At 66.1% G+C, this 16383-nt stretch carries 10 protein-coding genes; 5 read left to right on the top strand and 5 right to left on the bottom strand.

What is annotated here, in order from left to right; all coding sequences use genetic code 11:
* Window positions 1-5: 5 nt before the first annotated feature.
* Window positions 6-929: an SGNH/GDSL hydrolase family protein gene (locus tag H6717_25145; protein ID MCB9580340.1), complete on the bottom strand. Its 924-nt coding sequence runs from the start codon at window positions 927-929 to the stop codon at window positions 6-8.
* On the opposite strand from H6717_25145, the gene H6717_25140 reads away from it, so the two are divergent.
* A complete protein-coding gene (locus H6717_25140; GenBank protein ID MCB9580339.1) occupies window positions 928-2160 on the top strand; it encodes an acetyl-CoA C-acetyltransferase in 1233 nt (410 codons plus the stop codon). The two genes, H6717_25145 and H6717_25140, sit on opposite strands and share 2 nt — an antisense overlap.
* Window positions 2161-2585: 425 nt before the next feature.
* Here the strand turns inward: H6717_25140 and H6717_25135 are convergent, their stop codons facing one another.
* From H6717_25135 to H6717_25125, 3 genes are all read right to left on the bottom strand, one after another.
* Window positions 2586-5660: a PD40 domain-containing protein gene (locus H6717_25135; protein MCB9580338.1), complete on the bottom strand. Its 3075-nt coding sequence runs from the start codon at window positions 5658-5660 to the stop codon at window positions 2586-2588.
* 117 nt (window positions 5661-5777) lie between these two features.
* Window positions 5778-6710, bottom strand: coding sequence for a HEAT repeat domain-containing protein (locus H6717_25130; GenBank protein MCB9580337.1), 933 nt, complete (start codon window positions 6708-6710; stop codon window positions 5778-5780).
* A 24-nt stretch (window positions 6711-6734) separates the two neighbouring features.
* Window positions 6735-9080 (bottom strand): hypothetical protein, encoded by a 2346-nt coding sequence (locus tag H6717_25125; GenBank protein ID MCB9580336.1) that lies wholly within the window; start codon window positions 9078-9080, stop codon window positions 6735-6737.
* Between the two features lie 189 nt (window positions 9081-9269).
* On the opposite strand from H6717_25125, the gene H6717_25120 reads away from it, so the two are divergent.
* Both H6717_25120 and H6717_25115 read left to right on the top strand, forming a co-directional pair.
* Window positions 9270-9941, top strand: a complete 672-nt coding sequence (locus H6717_25120; protein MCB9580335.1) for a bifunctional phosphoribosyl-AMP cyclohydrolase/phosphoribosyl-ATP diphosphatase HisIE — start codon at window positions 9270-9272, stop codon at window positions 9939-9941.
* 93 nt (window positions 9942-10034) lie between these two features.
* Entirely contained in the window at window positions 10035-12293 is a 2259-nt protein-coding gene (locus H6717_25115) for a response regulator (GenBank protein ID MCB9580334.1), read from the top strand.
* Here the strand turns inward: H6717_25115 and H6717_25110 are convergent.
* Window positions 12257-13042, bottom strand: a complete 786-nt coding sequence (locus H6717_25110) for a cobalamin-binding protein (protein MCB9580333.1) — start codon at window positions 13040-13042, stop codon at window positions 12257-12259. The two genes, H6717_25115 and H6717_25110, sit on opposite strands and share 37 nt — an antisense overlap.
* Window positions 13043-13249: 207 nt before the next feature.
* Between H6717_25110 and H6717_25105 the strand changes: the two genes are divergently transcribed.
* Together H6717_25105 and H6717_25100 are read left to right on the top strand one after the other, a co-directional pair.
* The gene (locus tag H6717_25105) at window positions 13250-15139 is read left to right on the top strand and encodes an APC family permease (GenBank protein ID MCB9580332.1); all 1890 of its coding nucleotides are present in this window, start codon (window positions 13250-13252) and stop codon (window positions 15137-15139) included.
* A gap of 4 nt (window positions 15140-15143) precedes the next feature.
* Window positions 15144-16376 (top strand): MFS transporter, encoded by a 1233-nt coding sequence (locus H6717_25100; GenBank protein MCB9580331.1) that lies wholly within the window; start codon window positions 15144-15146, stop codon window positions 16374-16376.
* Window positions 16377-16383: the final 7 nt, after the last annotated feature.

Genomic DNA, 16383 nt, shown 5'->3' with positions numbered 1-16383 from the left:
TCGACTCACCTGCAATCGGCAAATGCCGCGCGGAACAGTGCGTCGGCCACGATGCGGTGCCCTTCTGGACCCCAGTGCACCTTGTCGTTCGGGAATCGCCGATACATCGGACACAGCTCGTCGTCCTCGCCGCACTCGAGCAGCGGGTGGATGTCCACGGCGTGCTCCACTCGGTGCGTCGCGGGCTGCTCCAGAATCCAGCGATTGAGACGGCGGGTGGCATCCCCTCGGCGATCGTAGCTCCCGGCGAGCTTGCCCCAGGGCGGCACCGTCACCGCGATCACCTCCATGCCCAGCTCGTGCGCCTTCCCGTACATCCAACCCAAGTTCCGCTCGATGCGCTGGACCCGAGGCGCGGTCACGGAGCCCGCGGCAAGATCGTTGACTCCGCCCAGCACGATGACGTGATCGTATCGGGGGCGCGCTTTCGGCGGGCGCCGGCGCTGCAGCAGATCCACCGTGAAACGCCAACGCATGTGATCGGTGCGCTGTCCCCCCACGCCGTAGGCGTCAAAACGGCTCTCCGGGCACCAACGCGCGAGCTGTCGAAGATACTGCCCGCCCCCGATGCGCTGGTCCGTGAGGGAATCCCCGATGGCCGCCACCTCGTAGCGCGTCACACCGGTCCCCCGTGGCTCGGGCTTGGGCTCCTGGACGGCCTGGGCGCGGGGAACGGCTGCAACGAGAGCGGAAACCAGCGCGGCGGCAGCGGCGGCACCGAGGCGAAGCCCACTCGTTCGGAGGCCTTGGAGATGCGATCGAAGTCCGAAGATGTCGCCATCATCGTAGCGCGCCCTGAGCGCACTGCCCAATTGCCGCACCGCTCCCAGGGCGGCCCCCGAGATCCGTGATAGGTTTCGCGCCTCGGTTTTCGAGGCACGCGGCGCACGTCGCGGCCCACCATCCAGGAACATCGGAGGACGTCCCATGGGCGACGCATTCATCATCGACGCAGTCCGAACCCCGCGCGGCCGCGGCAAGGCCGGCAAGGGCGCGCTGAGCGGCATTCATCCCCAAGAGCTCTTGGCGCAGACCCTGAACGAGCTGGCCAAGCGCAACGATCTCTCGCGCGAGGACGTGGAAGACGTCGTGATCGGCTGCGTCAGCCAAGCCAAGGAGCAGGGCGCCTGCATCGCGCGCAACTCGATCTTGGCCGCGGAGTGGCCCGAGACCGTGACCGGCGTGACGCTGAACCGCTTCTGCGGCTCGGGCCTGCAGGGCGTGAACTTCGCCGCCATGGGCGTCATGAGCGGCCAGCAAGAGCTGGTCGTCGGTGGCGGCGTGGAGAGCATGTCGCGCGTGCCCATGGGTTCCGACGAAGCCATGATCGACGGTCACAACCTCAAGCTGCGCAAGCGCATCTTCCAGGTTCCGCAGGGCATCAGCGCGGATCTCATTGCCACGATCGACGGCGTGAGCCGCGAAGACGTCGACAAGTTCGCCCTCGAGAGCCAGCAGAAGGCCGCGCGCGCCGTCGAGGAAAAGCGCTTCGCCAAGAGCCTGTTCCCGGTGGTGGACGACGACGGCAAGGTCGTCCTCGAGCAGGACGAGCATCCCCGTCCCAGCACCACGCTGGAAAGCCTGGCCGGCCTCTCCGCATCCTTCGAAGCCATGGGCGCGGCCCCCATGGGCCCCAACGGCGAAACCCTCGATCAGCTCGCCCTCAAGCGCTACCCCGAGGTCAAGGAGATCAAGCACGTCCACCACGCCGGCAACTCCAGCGGCATCGTGGACGGCGCCGCGCTGCTCCTGCTCGCGTCCGACGCCTACGTGAAGAAGAGCGGCCTCAAGCCCCGCGCGAAGATACGCTCCACGGCAACCTACGGCGCCGAGCCGGTCATCATGCTCACCGCGCCCACACCGGCGAGCGAGATGGCCCTGAAGAAGGCCGGCATGACCGTGAAGGACATCGATCTGTGGGAGATCAACGAAGCCTTCGCGGTGGTGCCCCTCAACACCATGCGGCGCCTCGAGATCGATCCCGCCCGAGTGAACGTCAACGGCGGCGCGATCGCGCTGGGTCACCCCCTGGGCGCCACCGGCGCGTGCCTGCTGGGCACCGTGCTCGACGAGCTCGAGCGCCAGGACAAGAACACCGCGCTCGTGACGCTGTGTATCGGCGGCGGCATGGGTATCGCGACGATCATCGAGCGCGTGTGAAGCGGCGGCGCGACGGGTATCGCGCCGGACCAACAATCCAGAGAAAATTCGTCGTCTTCTAGCTCTGCCAGGGCGCGCGTTCGGTGACCACGGCCGCACACCGACACCCCCGCCCTGGCAGCCGTCTTCGGCGATGGCGGGGCGTCAGCCGCGGCGAAGCGCCCCAAATTGCCGGAAGATCCGGGGGCTGGCGCTCGCCAAATGCGGCCTTACATTGCTCTTTGTCGGCGCCGACCGGGGTCAAAGAGTGTCGCACCCATCCCCGCCCCAACCCGCTCGAGGGGACGCCGAGCGCGAAAGCGCTTCTCCCCTGCCTCGGTCGGGCGCCGACCTTTTCTAACGAGCCCCGCGTTCGTTGACCAGGGCTTGTTGGTCCGGCGCGATGCCCGTCCCGGCATGCCGGCACGCCGATACGGGCGTCTTCGTCAATCGAACGGCGGGCCCTTGGGATCGCCGATGGGCAGCGACAGCACGTCGATGGGATCCGCCTCTCGCGCGTCCACATTGGACGCCTGCGTCAAGATGTCCGGGTTCACGGAGATGTGCGACTCGTAGCCGCTGAGCGACCCGTGACAGCCAGCGCACAGCCCGTTGAAGAGCTCCCGTCGGAAGGATTGTCGGACCCACTCACCAGGATAGAACTGCATCTCTTCCCGCTGGAAGTGGACGACCGGGGACGAGTCGGCGGCCAGCTTCACGTTCGTGGCCAGCACCAGCGGCATACCGCCGGGGAGCTGCACCTTGCTGGAGCCGTCTGCCAGTAGGTTGACCGCACCACGCAGGCGGCGCTTCACGTACAGCTGCCCAAAGGCGTCGTTGGTGACGTAATCTCCACCCTGGTCGTAGCTGGTCACCCCGGGATCCGGAGGCAGGCTCTCCCACGCCTGGTACGGGTAGTTCCCGCCCGGGAGCACGCGTCCGGTACGCGTGTTCTGGAACAGCAGGCTGGTGATCAGCGGGAAGTCCACGAAGGTGATCTCGCTGCGATCGGCGTGTGCCGCGTCGGTGTACACCGTGGTCGCGCCGTTGGCCTCGTCCAGGCGCGACTTGAACACGCCGTGGTTCTGCCGGGCGTACACCGCCACCGGCCAGATCAGGTCGTCGGCGTCGCTGATCAGCGGAGTGCGCTGACGCGTGATGGGATCCACCACGACCAGGTCGAAGTTGCCGCTGAAGTTCTCCACGTCCACCACGTTGGCGGCATAGCTCACCAGGATCTTGCCGTTGGGGAGCGATGCGGGATTGCGGTAGGCGCCGGTCGTGCCGCCGGCCTTGCCGGTGGCGGCGGGGTCCACGATCTCGATGGAGTGCTGGTAGAACTTCGGGTTCGGCCAGGACATCCCGTCGGGGTCCTGGGTGTAGTCGTCGGGATTTTGGCTCAACTGGTCGGGACCCAGACTCCGGTTGAACACCGCCAAGGTGCCACCGCCGTGGGCCGCGCCCTTGTCACTGAAGATGGCCGCGAAGTTCTTGTCGGAGAGCTCGACCACGTCCGTGAGCTGGTCGTAGCCGATGGTCTGTCGCTGACCGAAGAGTGGATGGTAGTCGCCGCCGTCCAGGTTCTGCCGGCGCGCGGCGAGCTGATAGAAGCCCGGCGCGCGCTTCTCGGTGATCATGATCACGCGGCCGTCGGACATGAAATTCGGCATGAATTCCTGGTTCAGCAGGAACGTGAGCTGCCGGATCTTGCCGTTCTCGAGCACGTACAGGTTCGAGTTCAGCTTGGACGGGTCCGCGGGCGTGCGCGTGGGGCCGGAGTAGGGGAACTGCTTGACGTTCTTGGTGTTGCCGCGAGTAGAGGCGAACACGATGCGACCATCCGGCGCGAAAGCAGGATCGAAGTTGTGCACCAGCTCGCCGTTGTCCGGCACCGGCGCACCGCTGTCGTCCGTGGCCGGGGCGTTGATGGTCGGCTCCGCCGCGCAGTTGCCGTTGTCGATCACGTAGATCTTGAACGGCTCACTGGCGGACGAGCGCGCGGCAAACGCGATCTTGGTGCCGTCCCAAGAAACCGCGGGCCGCCGCACGTCCGCGGTGGAGGGAGAGAGTCCGCAGCCGCCGAGCAGGCTGGTCCCCCCACCACCGCTGGTGATGTCGCCGGCGGCGTCCATGCTCACCGGCGTCTGCATCAGATCTGCGCCGGGATTGTAGCTGCCGTAGTCCTGCGGCACGTCCTTGCCGGAGGCCGGCGGACGCTTCACGTACACGACGCTGGAAAGCGGAACGGCGCCTGCCATGCGCGCCTGTCGCTCCTTCTCGAGCCAAGCGACGATGACGCAGTATTCCTTCTGGTCGTTCAGCGGCCCGGTCTCCGCCGCCACGAGATCGCACTGCGAGGGGTCGCCATCTTGGGCGAAGAGCGAACCGCCGCGGTGGAGAATGCCAGCGCCGCCCGGCGCCTGCAGGTTCTTGCGGATGATGCGACTGGCGTTGGGGTCCGGAGACTCCAACGAAACCTGCTCCAGCGTCAGCTCGTAGTTGCGCCGCGTCGCGGGCAAGCCGAAGTGCCCACCGCTGCCGCCTCGCAGGCGATAGTCGTGGAAGATGGACGCGGAGTGACACTGGATCTGCATGCAGCCGCGTTTCACCAACATGGGCTGCACGCGCTTGGCGAACATGTCGAAGCCCGCGTCGGTGGGTACGGCGTTCGGCCCACCGCGCGCCACGGCCCAGTTCAAGAGCACCTTGTAGCCGTCGTCCGAGGTGCTCGTGAAGATCACGCCACCTTCGTGATAGGTGCCGCCCTGGGCTGGGTCGAGGGCGCGTCGCAAGATCTCGCTGGCCGGCGCGTCCGTGGACACGTAGTCGCTGGCGACGAAGTAGTTCCAGCGCTTCTGCTCCGGCGACTTGCCGCAGGTGAGGTACAGTGAGTTGGCGCCGCTGCCGTGGCAGTTGCCCGCGGCGCACTGCTGCCCCAACACCGGGTTCACTTCTTGGACGAACTGACCGTAGTCCGGCGTGCCCGGATCCACGTTGGGGTCGAAGTTCGGATCCGTGCCCACGGACTCGGTGCAGGGCGTGAGCTCCGGCTGCTTTGGCTTCGCCGGCGCGTTGTTCTCCGCCGCGCCATTTTCGATCCACCGGGCGAGCTGATTGTAGGAAACGCTCGTAAAATCCAGGAGCGAGCCGCCGGCGTGGGCGACGTCCGTGGTGATGACCTCGGAGGTGCCGTCCCAGGCGGTGAGCTGGAGATCGAAGGCGGGCACCACCTTGAGCAGCAGGTCCGGCAGGCCGTAGGGCCCGTAGTTGATCAGCAGGTCACGGCGCAGGCTCAAGGTGTCGTAGCTCGACACGTTGAGATTGCCGAGCGCGTTGCCGCGATCGTCTGCGGCCACGTGACAGCTCGACTGCGTGGGGCTCGTGGCACAAGACCCGACCAACACCGGCGAGATCTTCCGCTCGTAGAAGGTCGTCTTGGCCGTCTCTTCTTTCTTGCCGCACCCAGCGGCGAGCCCAACGACCACGGCGAGGGGCAAAGCGATTCGCACGGCGTTCTTCATGGTGGACCGAAGTCTAGCACCTGACATTGATCAAGTCGGCGGTTCCTCTTCAAACAATTCGGCCCGGGCTTCGGTTCACACCGAAGCCCGGGCCGGCTCCCATTTCACAGTCCCTGCTCAGAGCCGACGCGAGGCGAACGTCGCTGCATCGCGCACGAAGCCATTCGGATCCTGCAACGCTGCGGTGACCGCGTCCTTGGCGGCAGGATCAGCGATCTTGCCGAGGGCGGCCACCGCTGCGGCGCGTACCGTCGGCTCGGGTTCGTTCTGCGGGTTGGTGATCGCGATGAGCGACACGACCGCGTCCTCGGCGCGCATCGTGCCGAGCACCTCCGCGGCGCGCTTGCGAACCAGCGGCGATGAATCCCCGACGCGCTCCACGACCGCAGGGACGTCGGTGAACACGTGGACCTTTACCGCGCTCTGAAGTGCCTCCAGCCGCACGCCTTCGTCCGGATCGCCGATCGCCTGGCCAAGCTCACCATTCGGGCCCTGGTGGTTGATACGGCCGAGAGCATGGGCGGCGGACTTGCGGACCAGCGGGGAAGGGTCGTTCACCGCCGCCTGAGCAAGGGTCGGCACACCGGCATAGGTCAGGAACTCCCCGATGGCCTCCGCGGCGTACGCCCGAGACTTCTCGCTCTTGCTCTGATCGGTGACCGTGTTCAGAGTCTGTTCGTAGACCTGACCCGGCCCGAACACACCGAGCATCCGCCTGCGCAGCCACCACGCAGCGATCTCGCGAGTGCGAGAATGCGAGTCGTACATGAGCTTCGAGATCTGGGGAATGCAGTCGAGGCACTCGACCTTTTCTGCGCCTTCCAGCAGGCCCCAGATTTCCGTTGGTGCCGTGGTCCCCACGTCGATGGCTTTGAGCTGCTTGATCGTCGTGAGCTCCTCGATCTGGTCTGCCGGGAGGTTCGCGTACGAGCCGGTGACTGGTGCGCGATTGATGGGTGTGTCGGCCGCGGCGACGCCACTCGAGAGGTAGGTCGCGCCGCCGATGGCCAAGGCTCCGAGGACGATGTGTCGAAGATTGCGCTGCTTCATGGCTTGCTCCATTTCCTCGCTGCCTCAGTACTGGCTACCGGAACCCTTGACGGGATCGTTCTGGTTGGGCTGGAAGGCGGTGTTCTGGCGGGCGTAGTACTGGCCGCCCAGGTCGATGGCGCGAATCAGCATCGCGCGCTCTTCGCGGGTCAGCGTCACGCCCACGTTCTCGGGGTGCATCGTGCGGGTTCCGCCCTTGATATCCGGGTTGCTGAAGGCCTCGCCCAGCTTCCACGCCGTCTTGTTGGCATCCAGCGAGGACGTCATGTTGAGCTTTTCGATGAGGGCGCTGCCGCGAGCGTTGGCTGGATCGCCCCAGGCCGGGGGAACGGTGCCGACGATGGTGGTGTCGCCCATGACCATGTCCAGCGCCGCGGGGTAGAAGATCGACACGTACGACGCCGGGTAAGTGTCCACCTTGTTGTCGTAGGTCACGGTGATGGGCCGATCGGACAGATCCATGCGCGGGATCTGGTACGTCTCGGTAGTGCCAGTGATCGCGTTGGATGTGGTGAGCTCGTAGAACTCCTGCGGGCCGTTGCCGTTGGTGCTCTGGTTGTGGCAGTTCACGCACTTGGCATCGAGCAACGCCTGGATCTCGTTGGCCTCGTAGCCCGGGTTGGCCTTGTACCAAGGCAACTCGGTGCGCTCCCCGATCGGCCTGTTGAAGTCCTGCGCCTTCTTGCCGGCCGCAATGGTGAGCGCTTGGCCGCCGGGCAGCACGGGCTTGGAGCGGTCCTCGTGGCAGCCGCCGCACACCCGGTCTTCACCCGGCATGCCCTGGATCCACAGCGTCTGGCTGCGGATCGACATGTCGAATTCGTCCACCGGCTGCAAGTGCACCGGCACGTAGGGCGGGATCGCCGCGAGCCAGGAGCCGTCTTCGTACACATCGGCTTCACCCAGGATGGCCGCGCCTTCGTGCATCGTGAGGCCGAACATGGTCACGCCCGGTGCGCCTTCGCTCGAGAAGCCCTCGATGATCCGCACCTTCTTGGTCTGCTTCAGGGCTTCGTCCATGGGCGTGTTGTCGAACTGAGCACCGGAAACGGTGTTTTTGTGGCGCGCGTACAGGGACGTCTCACGTACGTCGATGGACCCGAAGATGGTCGGTACGCTGGAGTCCGTCGTGTTCTGGACGGAAGCCAAGATCGGCGGCTCCGCCCGCTTGACGACCGGCTTGGCGTACAGCTCCCAGCTGTCCTCGTAGTTGACGACTAGCTGATTCTGCCGCGTCTTCGGATTGTAGACGTAGATGCCAAAATCCGGTGGAGTGAGGGACAGCTCGTCGAGCTCGTTCACGAAGCCCTTCGCCCACGAGACCATGATGCGCCCGTCGGGCAGCGAGGTCGGGTTGCGATAGCGGCCCACCGGCGACGGCTCGCGCCCCGTGGGAACCGCGGGCGTGAGCATGTCGAACTTGACGTCTTCCTCGAAAAAGCGCGACGAGTCGACGGGGGAGCGGGCGTCCATACGCACCATGGTGCCCGCCTGGATGGTCCCCTTGCGGTCGGTGATGATGCCGAGGAACACGTTGGGAGTGTTCGTTTCCGACAGCTCGAACAGCGAGTTGCCCGGCTTTCCGTGCTGCCCACCGATGGCAACCATCTGCGTGCAGTCGGGGTTCATGGCGAACGTCTTCATGTCGTTGGTCGGGCCGAGGTGCTCCCACCGGGAGAATCCGACCTTGCCGTCCGCCATGGAGAACAGATTGAAGCTGTTCGAGAGGTTCTGTGAGCAGAGCTTGCGATCTGCGTCGCCACCCTGAAGCGTGATGGTCGCGATCTGCGTCGCCTGACGAGAGTGGTTGTACTCGTCCGCTCGGGTACCCATCTCCGTGTAACCTTCGTTGGTCACGAAGGCGACCTTGTCCCCTGCCAGGTACACTGGGTCGATGTCATCCGCCGAGCCGAAGGTGAGCTGGTGGATGTCGAATTTGCCGTTGTCCCCGCGGGTCAGACTGGACCAGTAGATGTGGTAGGCATCGTCCCCGTTTTGCTTCATGGAGAAGACGACCTTCGTGGCATCGAAGGACACGTCGAGGTTGGCGATGTCCGCCTTGGGGAAGTCCTCGATGATGTTCTCGACCCCGCCGGTAGCGAGGTCCTTCACCTCGAGGCGAGCACCCGGCACGTAGCGCAGATACTCGAACACCTGTCCCATCCCGCCGGCGACGTTGATCTGAACGTCCTGTCCGTTGACGACGGTGTGCTGCCGAACGGCGTAGACGATCTTCTTGACGTCCTGAATCGAGGTATTGCGGTCTTCCTCGCTGCTGCTGGAGCAGCTGGCCGAGGACAAGCCGACCGCCGCCAAAACCGGCAGCATCAAGGCACCGAGAATGCGGGATCGCGGGGTGGTGCGTGCCATGGTGTATCTCTCCTCCGAGCGCGGATGGCAGAAGTGCCGGCGGAACAGAGAGCAGGAACCGCGCCAAGGGCTTTTTCAGTGGTTTTTCGCGTGTTTCTGCCGACAAATGGGGTAGCCCGCCCCCATTGATATCCGTCACCATGGGGGGCGTGCCCCCCGGTTCCGCGGCGGACCAACATCCCCCGGAAGATGCCTGGTAACGTCGTGCCGGTGCGAAAGCTGAAGCTCGACGACCGGGGCTTGATCACCGCCGTCGCCCAGGACCGACTCACCGGCCAGGTCCGCATGGTGGCTTGGATGAACCTCGAGGCGCTGGAGCGGACCCGCGAGACGGGGTTTGCCACCTTCTTTAGTCGCTCTCGACAGCAGCTCTGGACCAAGGGGGAGACGAGCGGCCATCGCCTCCGGGTGGCGGCCATCACGGTGGATTGCGATGGCGACACGCTGCTGCTGTCGGTCGATCCCGAGGGGCCCAGCTGCCATACGGGTCGTGAGAGCTGTTTCTTCGAGCGTCTCGACGAACGCGAGGTGACGCCGGAGTCGCCCCAGCTGTGGCAGCTCGAGCGCACCCTGATGGAGCGTCAGGAGAGCGGCGGAAGCGAGAGCTACACCAAGAAGCTGCTCACCGGCGGCCCTGCCAAGATCGGAGCGAAGATCCGAGAAGAAGCCGAAGAGCTGACGCGGGCCATCGCCGAAGAAACCGATGAACGGGTGGCCAGCGAAGCCGCCGATCTCCTCTATCACGTGCTCGTTGGACTGCGTTCCCGTGGTGTGGCCCTACGGTCGGTTATCGAAGTGCTGGCAAGCCGCGAGGGCGTTGGGGGGCTCGCGGAAAAGGCTGCCCGGGGTCAGCGGGTTTGACCCCTCTACAAGTGCCCGATATCGTAGGCCTCCCGCCTCTCTACCTGCCCTGACGCGCCGCGCGTCCCCTCCCCATCTAGCCGAGTACAGCCGATGTCCCTCAAGGTACTGGTCTTCGAAGCGGATCCAGCCTTTGCAAGCGAGCTGGAAAACGGACTGAACGCGCTCGGGTGCCAACCGACCATGGTGGACGACGCCAATGTCGGTCTGCAGTCGGCGGCCAGCGACAAGCCCGATCTCATCCTGCTCAGCATCGAGCTGCCGCGGATGAACGGCTTCTCCGTGTGCAACAAGCTCAAGCGCGATCCGGCGTTGAAGAACGTGCCGCTCATCATCATGAGCAGCGATTCCACCGAGGAGACGTTCGATCAGCACCGGCGGCTGCGCACCCACGCGGAAGACTACGTCCACAAGCCGATCCCGTTCTCCGACCTGATGGACCGAGCGCGGGCCTTCGTGGAAGTGCCGGCCGGGATGACGGTGCCGCCGGTGAGCGAGGAGGCCATCGTCATCGACGACGACATCGTGATCGACGATGCCGAACCGCTGGACGACGAAGAAGAGGAAGCCGCCCCGGCGCTCGAGAGCGAGCCGCCCGTGGCGGTGGATGACGACGAAGTGGTCGACGAGGAGGTCGACGACTTCACGGAGCAGGCCTTCGACGCGTTGCTCGAATCCCCCGAGCCGGCGCCCGAGCCGGAGCCCGAACCCGAGCCCGAGCCCGAGCCCGAACCGGAAGCCGAAGAGGCCGAGCCGGAACCCGTGAAGGAATCGGTGCGGCCCAAGGACTCGGTCCCACCACGGCCCGCCGCGAGCGGCGGCGGCGACGCCCGGCTCAAGGAAGAAGTCGAGAAGCACAAGGCCCGCGCGACGGAGCTAGAGGCGGAGCTGAAGGCCGCTCGTTCCCGCCTGACGGAGCTGGAAGACAACTCCAAGCGGGAGGCCGGCAAGGACGCGGAGGTCCAGCGCCTGCAGCGGGAGCTGGACGAGGCCAAGGCCAAGGCGGCAGCCGGCAGCAAGGGCGGCGGCGGCTCCGCTCGGGAATTCTTGGACCTGCGAGAGGCCCTGAACCGGAAGGACAAGGAGCTGCTCGACCTGCGCGACCAGCTCACCACCAAGGACAAGGAGCTCATCGGCCTGCGCGACGGCAACATCGGCCTGGAGCGTGAGAAGGCCGATCTGAACGACAGAATCCTGGAGCTCGAGAAGGAAAACCTCGATGCGCAGCGGAACCTGGAAGCCGTCCGCGCAGACAAGGACCAGGCGAGCAAGCGCGCCGACGACTTCAAGCGCAAGAGCGAAAAGCTCCAGGGTGATCTGGAGGCTCGCGGTCGCGAAATCAGCGAGCTGAAGGAAGCGCACGAGAACGAGATTGCGCAGCGCGACGCGAAAGAAGCGTCCATGCGCGCGGACAAGCAAGAAGCCCTGGAGGCCGCGGAAGAGACGCGGCAAACCGACGTGGCCGCCGCGGAAGAGGCGGGCCGTGCGGCGCTGGCCGCCGCCGTGGAAGAGGCCCAGACGGCCGCCGCCGAAGACAAGGCCCGAGCCCTCGCGGAAGCGGCAGAAGCCGCGGAGGAAGCGCAGGCCGACGCCATTGCCACGCGCGAAGCCGAGCTCAAGAAGGAGCTCGATTCGAAGATGGCCGCGCTGCATCGCGCCAACGAAGACGCGATGAACAAGCTCAAGGCGGAGCACGCGCAGACCTTGGCGGAAGCCGAGGAAGCGGCCGCCCAACGCCTTTCGGACCGGGAAGCGGAGCTGTCTGCGGCCCACGCCGCGGAGGTGCAGCGGCTGACCGAAGCCCACGACTCCACCAAGGCGGATCTGGACGCCACGCTGAAGAGCCTGGAAGAGCTGGGCCAGGCGAAGGAAGCCAGCGAAGCCTCGCGGGACGCGAAGATCGCGAGCTTGGAGAGCGACCTTCGCGATCGCAGCAGCGAGCTCGAGGCCGCCAACGAGACCATCGACGCGCGCGAAGGAACCATCGCCGGACTGCGCGGGGACCTCGAGCAGCGCACCGGCGAACGCGACGCCGCCAATCAGACGATCGTGGAGCGCGACGAAAAGATCGGCTCGCTCGAGAGCAGCCTCGCCGCGCGCGAGGGCGAGCTCAGCGCGGCGCGCGAGACCCTCGAACAACGCGAAGCCACCATTGCGTCGCTGGAGGCCTCGCTGGCCGCGACCAAGGCCGACCTGTCCGAGACGCGGGACAAGCTCGCCTCCGAGAGCGCTCGCTTGGAAAAGGCGCACGCGAAGTGGAACGACGACAAGGGCTCGCTGGAGCGCGCGAAGGACGCTCTGGCCGCCGCCCTGGCTCAGATCGAAGAAGCAGAAGCCCGCGAGCTCTCGTGAACCAGCGCGCGGAGAGCGCGCACACCGTCCACCAACCGCGGCCCAGGGCGACCGAGGTACGCCTCGGGAATGCAGTGAACGCGCCCCTCGCGCACGGCGCGCAGGCCCTGCCACGCGGGTCGCCGCAGCACCACGTCCGGGCGGTACTTCTCCGGCCTGACGCCGCACCAGGAGATCACGATGGCGTCGGGATCCGCCGCCACCGCTTCCCGGTCGTCGATGGGCGTGCTCTTGACCGTACGGTCGCCAAATGGGTTCTCGCCACCGGCCGCGCTCAAGAGCTGTGTGACCCAACTGTCCCGGCCCGGCACGATCACCGGTTTGGGCCACCACTCCACGAGCACGCGCACCGGCCGCGCCGGCTCCGGCGTCGCGTCCAGCTCTCGACGCATGGCAGCCACCAGCTCTCGCCCTCGCGCTTCGACGTCCAACCGACCCGCGATGTCCTGGATGTCCCGGTACACATCCGCCACGGACACCGGCTCGGGAGCTAAATACGGCAGCTTCGCGCGCTCGAGGGCCTCGACGATGCGTTCGTGTCCGGGCACCGTCAAGGACGCCAGCACCAGGTCCGGCCGGAGCGCGCGCACACGCTCGATGTCGATCCCCAAGTCCGGACCCACGCGCGGCAAACGACTGACGACGTCCGTTGGATGGTCGCTATGGTCGTCCACTCCGACCAGCCAGTCGGCACGCCCGAGCGCACACACGATCTCCGTGTTCGAACAGGCCAGGGATACGACGCGCACGGATCGGGTTTTGGCACGTCAATCCCGCGGCGCAAATCCGACTCCTCTTGCCCGTATCACGCGGTAGCGGTAGCGTCCGCGACAATGGCTCGAACTTCGGAAGGCGGAGGTGCGCCGAGCGATCGGCCCTCGCCCCCCGACGAAAAATCCTCCCACACCCGCCCCAGTGAGCCGCCGCCGGATTCCGAGCTCACCATCGGCGGAGACATGGACACGGATCTGGGTGCCCCCGCCCAAGAGGACAAGGATCGAACCACCCCCGTGCCCAACGGGCCTTGGGTATTCGCCGGCTGGGGCCACGCGACCAAGATCACCGACCTCGAACAATCGCCACCGTCGGTCGGTCACACGCACCACGTCGCACCCCAGAACAAGCTCGGCCAGTGGCGCGCTACCGCCATTTGCGGCAACGACATCACCTCCAGCGTGCTGTACGTGGCCGCGCTGTGCACCCTCTCTTCTGGGGTGTACGCGCCCATCGCCCTGGCGACCGTAGGGCTGGTTCTGTACCTGTTCCGGCGCATCTACACCGAAGTGGGCTCGGCCCTTCCGCTGAACGGCGGTGCGTACAACGTGCTCTTGAACACCACGAGCAAGGGCAAGGCGTCCTTGGCGGCATGCCTCACGCTGCTCAGCTACGTGGCCACCGCGGTGATCAGCGCCAACGAGGCGCTGCACTACGCCCATCACGTGTTTCACGCCACGCCAATCATGATCGGCACGGTGGTCTTGCTCGCGCTGTTCGCCGCGCTCAACATCATCGGCATCACCGAGAGCGCCGCCGTCGCGCTGGTGATCTTCGTGCTGCACATTTCCACGCTGGTGCTGCTCACGGGCGCCGCAGCGCTGTACGTCTACAAGGACGGCTTCTCCACGCTGATCGCCAACTGGCATCACCCGCCCGCCGGTGGTCTGCAAAAGGCGCTGTTCTTCGGCTTCGCCGCGGGCATGTTGGGCATCAGCGGCTTCGAGAGCTCCGCCAACTTCATCGAAGAGCAGAAGCCGGGCGTGTTCCCGAAGACGCTGCGCAACATGTGGATCGCCGTCTTCGTGTTCAACCCCACCATCTGCCTGTTGGGCCTGGGCATGATCCCCGTGGATCATTACGGCAACTACCAGACGGCGCTGCTCAGCGAGATGGGCCACCGCTCCGTGGGTCAGTGGCTGGGCACCTGGGTCAGCGTGGACGCGGTGTTGGTGTTGTCCGGCGCCGTGCTCACCAGCTACGTGGGCGTGACCGGCCTGGTGCGCCGCATGAGCCTGGACCGCTGCTTGCCGCAGTTCTTGCTCACGGAGAACCGCCGCTTCCGCACGCCGCACTGGATCATCGTGGGTTTCTTCGGGCTGTGCTGCTCCATCTTGTTCATCACGAGGGGCGACGTCAGCACGCTGGCCGGCGTGTACACCATCTCGTTCTTGGGCGTGATGATGCTCTTTGCCGTGGGCAACCGCCTGCTCGCCATCAAGCGCGGCCGTTTGCCGAGGGACCTGCGTGCCAGCTGGCCCGCGGTGCTCATCGCCATGGTCGCGGTGGGCACTGCCTTGGTCGGCAACATCGTCAAGTCTTCCCAGCAGGCCGTGATCTTTCTGATCTACTTCTCCATCGCGGTCACCGCCGTGGGGCTCATGTTCCTGCGTGTGAAGATCCTGCAAGCGCTCCTCTACATGGGGCGCGCCATCCACGAAAAGGTGCGCCAGGCCAACGACAAGGTCGCGGACTGGACCACGCGGAAGATCCACGACATCAACAGCCAGGCGATCGTGTTCTTCACTCGCGGGGATGGCCCGGCCAACCTGCGCCGCGCCATCGAGTACGTGCTCGACAACGAGCACACCAACAATCTGCTCGTCGTCCACGTGTACGACGACGAAGCCAAGATCCCTCCGCAGCTCGCGGAGCAGCTCCGCACGCTGGACGAAATCTTTCCGGAAATCCGCATCGACTTCGTGGCCGTTCGCGGCCGCTTCGGGCCGGATCTGATCGACAAGCTCAGCGGACGGCTCAACGTTCCCAAGAACTACATGTTCATCGGTTGCCCCGGCGACCGCTTCCCGCACAACCTCGCCGACCTCGGCGGCGTGCGCTTGATCGTGTAGCGCCGTGTCCGAACGGCGGGATCGCAACATCGCGTGGGGGCTGACCTGGCTCGCCTACGCCACCTATTACACCGGTCGCAAGGGCTTCTCCGTCGCCAAGAAGTCGATCCAAGAGCAGCTCGGAGTCTCCACTGCGACCCTGGGCGCCATCGACACCGCCTATCTCGTCGCCTACTCCATCGGCCAGTTTGCCAGCGGCTACCTCGGGGATCGCATCGGTGCGCGGCGGCTCATCGGCTGGGGCATGCTGCTGTCCGCCGCGTGCTGCGCCGCCTTCGGGGCGTCGAGCACCGCCGCCTTCTTCGCGATCCTGTTTTGCATCAACGGCTTCGCCCAATCCACGGGCTGGCCGGGCACCACTCGCGCGATGGCGGAGTGGACCACGCCGCGCAACCGCGGCTCGGTGATGGCGTTCTGGGCCACCTGCTACCAGGTGGGCGGCATCGCAGCCACGGCCCTGGCTGCACGGCTTCTCGGTCTCTACGGCTGGCGCTGGAGCTTCTTCGGCCCCGCCGTCTGGATCGTGATCGTGGCCCTCGCCATCTTGTGGTTCTTGAAGGCCGGCCCTTCGCACGACGGAGAATCCACCTCCGACAAGCCCCCCGACGCCCCTACCCTCAGAGAGCGCCAGGCAGCCCAACGCGCCGTGCTCCGAAACTCCGTGCTCTGGTGCTACGGCACCAGCTATTTCGCCATCAAGTTCATCCGCTACGCGCTCTTGTTCTGGCTGCCGTTCTTCCTGGCCAAAGCGCGCGGCTTCGGTGAAGAAGATGCGGGCTACGTGTCCACAGCCTTCGAGGTGGGCGGCGTGGTGGGCGTGATTGTCATTGGTGTCGCATCGGATCGCCTGCGCCACTTCTCACGCTCACTGCTCGCCAGCGGCTCACTCGTCGCCCTGGCTGCAGCGGTGCTCCTGTACACGCGCCTCGACGCCCACAGCACGCTCTCCAACGTGATCGGCCTGGCGCTCATCGGCGCCGCGCTGTTCGGCCCCGACGCGCTCATCTCCGGTGCCGCCGCTCAAGACGCCGGCGGACCGCACGCCGCAGCCATGGCCACGGGTTTCGTGAACGGAATGGGCTCCGTCGGCGCCGTACTGCAAGGCCTTGCCGTCCCCTGGGTCAGCGCGCATTGGGGCTGGCAGTCGCTGTTCTGGGTGTTCGTCGCCCTCAGCGTGTTTGCCGCCGTGAGCCTGGCGCCCACCTTCCGTCGCGCCCCCATCCCGCGGGCGTCTTAGGGCATTT

The sequence above is a fragment of the Polyangiaceae bacterium genome (assembly GCA_020633235.1).
GTDB lineage: Bacteria > Myxococcota_A > Polyangia > Polyangiales > Polyangiaceae > JACKEA01.
Note: the sequence above shows the minus strand (reverse complement) of the source record. Positions and strands in the feature narration are given on the sequence as shown.